At 46.7% G+C, this 4,742-nt stretch carries 5 protein-coding genes; all 5 read left to right on the top strand.

Features of this window, described 5'->3' with window-relative positions:
* Nucleotides 1-236, top strand: a 236-nt coding sequence (locus ACTHS3_RS10260; RefSeq protein WP_440367906.1) for a ComEA family DNA-binding protein, incomplete at its 5' end; no start/stop codon positions are given.
* Nucleotides 237-675: 439 nt separating this feature from the next.
* Nucleotides 676-1,524, top strand: a complete 849-nt coding sequence (hpnD, locus tag ACTHS3_RS10255) for a presqualene diphosphate synthase HpnD (RefSeq protein ID WP_004520626.1) — start codon at nucleotides 676-678, stop codon at nucleotides 1,522-1,524.
* Nucleotides 1,521-2,828, top strand: a complete 1,308-nt coding sequence (gene hpnE, locus ACTHS3_RS10250; protein ID WP_004520627.1) for a hydroxysqualene dehydroxylase HpnE — start codon at nucleotides 1,521-1,523, stop codon at nucleotides 2,826-2,828. Before hpnD ends, hpnE begins: the two co-directional genes overlap by 4 nt.
* A 95-nt stretch (nucleotides 2,829-2,923) precedes the next feature.
* The gene (locus tag ACTHS3_RS10245) at nucleotides 2,924-3,643 is read left to right on the top strand and encodes an SDR family oxidoreductase (RefSeq protein ID WP_003682583.1); all 720 of its coding nucleotides are present in this window, start codon (nucleotides 2,924-2,926) and stop codon (nucleotides 3,641-3,643) included.
* 187 nt (nucleotides 3,644-3,830) lie between these two features.
* On the top strand, nucleotides 3,831-4,742 hold a 912-nt coding region (gene thiL, locus ACTHS3_RS10240; RefSeq protein ID WP_440367903.1), incomplete at its 3' end, for a thiamine-phosphate kinase.

Here is a 4,742-nt window from a genome sequence, read left to right as displayed (position 1 = left end):
TGGCTGCCGTGAACGTCAATACGGCCTCTTCTGCCGAACTGGAGGCATTGCCGGGTATCGGCCCGGCTAAGGCGAAAGCGATTGTGGAATATCGTCAGAAGAACGGTGCGTTCAAATCGGTGGAGGAGCTGAAAAACGTGAAGGGCATCGGTGATGCGGTGCTGAACAAGTTGAAGGCGGAGGCGACGGTTTCTTCTGCCGCGCCTAAGGCCGCGCAGCCTGCCGTGAAAAAATAAGTCTGACGGACGTTTGTGCCGTATATGCCGCCCCGAGGCCGAACCGTTTGCCGGTTGGGCCACGGGGCGGCTTTGTTTGGGGGTGGGAATAAAACTTGAACCAGTGGAGACTTTACATGGGGTGAAGGGATAAACGGATAGGGTGCCTCTTGTTGGATAGAGATATAGAAGATAAAGGGAAGAAAGATATGTACTTAAAGGCATTTGACAGAAAATGGGATAGGGCAACTGTGCAGAGGGGCTACTCCTTGATACAGCTGCTGGTGGTGATGCTGCTGGTTTCGATCTTGGCAACGTAAGATATTAGGCCGTCTGAAAGATACTTAAGATTAGCTTTCAGACGGCCTTGTTGTAAGATGAATTTTTGATATTGGCGTACTTTTTTAAATACAGATAAAATCCCTGCTAATTATTTATAACGATATTTTTAGGATACACAGTGCTTGCTTTGGATTATTGTCATCAAAAGGTTGCCGAAAGCCATTCCAGTTTTTTATCCGGCTTTCGTTTTTTATCGGTAGAAAAACGGAATGCGATCACTGTTTTATACGCTTTTTGTCGCGAACTAGACGATGTAGTTGATAGCTGTACCGATCCAAATGTAGCTCAGATAACGTTGAACTGGTGGCGCAGTGATTTGGAGAAAGTGTTTAATAATGAGATGCCTGAGCATCCCGTTCATCAGGCTTTAAAAGATATTCGGGAAAATTTTGACTTGCCGAAGAATGAATTTGAGGCCTTGATTGATGGCATGCAGATGGATTTGGAGCAGGCTCGTTATGGTAGTTTTGATGAATTAAAGCTGTATTGTCACCGTGTTGCCGGAGTTGTGGGGCGTCTTATTGCGCGGATTTTAGGTTTTTCCAATCTGAAAACTTTGGAATATGCGGACAAAATGGGCTTGGCTTTGCAGTTGACGAACATTATTCGTGATGTGGGCGAAGATGCGCGACAAGGAAGAATTTATCTGCCGATAGAGGAAATGCAGAAGTTTGACGTACCTGCCAACGTAATTATGCAGTGCAAACCGACAGAAAATTTTGCACAATTGATGCAGTTTCAAGTGAATAGGGCGCGTGAAACTTATCGTGAAGCGATGTTGCTTTTGCCGGCTGAGGATAAGAAATCACAAAAAGTCGGCCTGATTATGGCGGCTATTTATTATGCGTTGTTGAATGAAATTGACCGTGATGGTGCGCAAAATGTGTTGACTTATAAAATTGCGATTCCTTCTCCCCGTAAAAAACGTATTGCTTTGAAAACTTGGCTGTTTGGATTTAAACCATGAAGACTAAGCGTCCAAAAATTGCTGTAATTGGTGCCGGTTGGGCAGGTTTGTCTGCGGCGGTTTCCCTGATTCATCGAGCCGATATTTCTTTGTTTGAGGCTGGGAGACAGGCTGGTGGTAGGGCGCGTAGCATAGCTGGGAAAGATGGTGGATTCAGCTTTTTGGATAATGGGCAGCATATCTTGTTGGGTGCGTATCATGGTGTTCAAACTTTGATGCAACATATCGGCGTTCAACCTGAATCAGCCTTTTTACGCCAGCCTTTGCGATGGTACATTCATGAGGGATTGCAGTTTCAGACGGCCTCTCTGCCTGCGCCTTGGCATTTGCTTGTCGGTATCCTGCGTGCTAAAAATCTTTCTTTTTCATTGAAAATCAAATTGCTGTCGGATATGTCGGCATTGCAACGTTGGGCTGATCATCATAAAACCGATTTGACGGTTGCAAAGTGGTTGAGAACACGAAATGTTCCGCGCAGCCTGCTTGGGCAATTTTGGCAACCTTTGGTTTGGGGTGCTTTAAATACGCCGTTAGAACAGGCATCGTTGCGCATTTTATGTAATGTATTGAATGATGGCGTGTGGTCTGAAAAGGCGAACAGCGATTATCTTTTGCCTAAGCAGGATTTAGGGCGGATCGTAGCCGAACCGGCTTTGGATTTTCTGCACAAGCATGGTGCAGAAATACATCTTGAAACTCGTATTTCCCATTTAAACCATCATATCGATGGCCGAGTTGAAATCAATGGCGAAGTATTTGATGCGGTTGTTTTGGCTATTGCACCATATCATGTTGACGCACTTCTGCCTGAAGATACGCCTGACTATATTCAGACGGCCTATCAATCGTTGCATTACCATGCGATTACTACGGTTTATTTGCGTTATGCACAAGCAGTCAAACTACCTGCGCCTTTAACGGGATTTTTTGATGGTGCGGCGCAATGGGTGTTACATCGGGGGGCGTTGGGTTTGCCGGATAATGAAGTCGCGGTCGTCATCAGCGTTTCCGATTACACCGAGGCACGGAAGGATAAAGATTTAGCCGAGAAAATTCATGCGGACATTAAGCGGATTTGTCCGGATTTGGGTACGCCTGAAGCCGTACGCATTATTACTGAAAAACGCGCGACTACGGCGGCAACGGTTGATTTTGTACAACCTGATTTCTCATGGTTGCATCATCGCCGTATTTATCCAGCCGGCGACTATCTCCATCCGCGTTATCCGGCAACATTGGAAGCTGCGGTTCAGTCGGGCTTTGCTGCGGCTGAAAAACTTATGCTGGATTTGCGGGTTGAATAAACTGAGGCCGTCTGAATGTTCAGACGGCCTTTTTGACTTTACAAAACTTACCAAGCCGATACAATATCCAAAACCATAAAGTTCAAGGAAAAGTCATGACGACATTAGCGAACAAAACCATCTTGATTACCGGCGCATCCCAAGGCTTGGGCGAGCAGGTTGCCAAAGCCTATGCGGCTGCCGGAGCGACTGTCATTTTGGTGGCGCGTCATCAAAAGCGTTTGGAAAAAGTATATGATGCCATTGTGGCTGCGGGCAGCCCTGAGCCGTTTGCCATCTGCTTTGATTTGATGAGCGCGGAGGAGAAAGAGTTTAAGCAATTTGCGGAGACTATTGATGAAGCGACCGGCGGAAAATTGGATGGCGTGGTACATTGTGCCAGCTATTTCTATGCCTTGTCGCCATTGGATTTTCAAACCGTATCGGAATGGGTCAACCAATACCGTATCAACACCGTTGCGCCTATGGGTTTGACCCGTGCGCTGTTCCCATTGTTGAAGCAATCCGAAGATGCTTCTGTGATTTTTGTCGGCGAAAGCCACGGCGAAAAACCGCAAGCCTATTGGGGCGGTTTCGGTGCCTCCAAAGCTGCGCTCAATTATTTGTGTAAAGTGGCCGCGGACGAGTGGGAACGTTTTGACAACCTGCGTGCCAATGTTTTGGTGCCGGGCGCCATCAATTCGCCGCAACGTATTAAATCGCATCCGGGCGAATCGAAAAGCGAACGTAAAAACTACGAAGATGTCCTGCCGCAATTTATTTGGTGGGCAAGTCAAGAGAGCAGGGGGCGGACAGGCGAAATCGTCTATCTGTAAATCTACCTGCTCAGAGTGGTTTGAGAACATGAGGCCGTCTGAAATCTATATTTTCAGACGGCCTTTAACTTATTGAGTTTTATATCTAAATAATGTTGAAGTGTAATGTTTGACGTTTTAGCAGGCAAACATCAGGCTGGCACAAAATTAGATATAGTAATCTAAGTTATAGTTGTATTGGATAAATATGACGGAATTTGACTTTATCAGACAATATTTGCAGCGACAAAAATCGGAAGGTTTGATTTTGGGCATAGGGGACGATGCCGCTATTATTCGCCCAAGTAACGGATTTGATTTATGTTTTAGCGCTGATATGTTGGTTAAGGGCAGACATTTTTTTGAAGATGTTTCACCTGAAGATTTGGCATGGAAAATGCTTGCAGTAAACTTATCCGATATGGCCGCTATGGGTGCCAAACCACGTTGGGTGTTGCTCAGTGCTGCGCTGCCTGAATTGAATCAAGACTGGCTCAAACGTTTTTGCGATAGCTTTTTTGCTTTGGCCGCGCGTTTTGATACGGTGTTGATTGGTGGCGATACCACCAAAGGCGATTTGGTCTTTAATGTAACAATAGTAGGTGAAGTTCCGACAGGGAATGCCCTGCGGCGTGATGCGGCCGAAGTCGGCGACGATATTTGGGTATCGGGTCGGTTGGGTTTGGCTGCCGCTGCTTTGAACAAACATCTGGGGCATTATCAATTACCGTCTGAAATCATGGCAGTTTGCGATGATAAATTGCTCCGTCCGGAACCGCGCGTTTCATTGGGGCAGGCATTGTTGCCGTTTGCCCATGCCGCGCAAGATGTTTCAGACGGCCTGGCTCAAGATGTGGGGCATATTTTAAAAGCCTCTGCTGTCGGGGCGGAAATATTTGCCGATTGTGTGCCGTCGTTGCCTGAATTGAAAAACGTTTTGTCGCGCGAACAATGGTTGTCGGCGGTATTAGCCGGCGGCGATGATTACGAACTGATTTTTACTGCTGCTCCAGAAGATAGGGAACGCGTTTATCAGGTAGCGGAACAAAGTGGCGTACCGGTCGCCCGAATTGGTAAAATGACTGACTCAGGCCGTCTGAATATTTTGGATGCCGAAGGC

The sequence above is a fragment of the Neisseria sp. P0009.S007 genome (genome assembly GCF_051962515.1).
Note: the sequence above shows the minus strand (reverse complement) of the source record. Positions and strands in the feature narration are given on the sequence as shown.

Bases quoted from the DNA above. Each gene is read 5' to 3' on its own strand.
- hpnE (WP_004520627.1), top strand. From the start codon at position 1,521: ATGAAGACTAAGCGTCCAAAAATTGCTGTAATTGGTGCCGGTTGGGCA.
- ACTHS3_RS10245 (WP_003682583.1), top strand. From the start codon at position 2,924: ATGACGACATTAGCGAACAAAACCATCTTGATTACCGGCGCATCCCAA.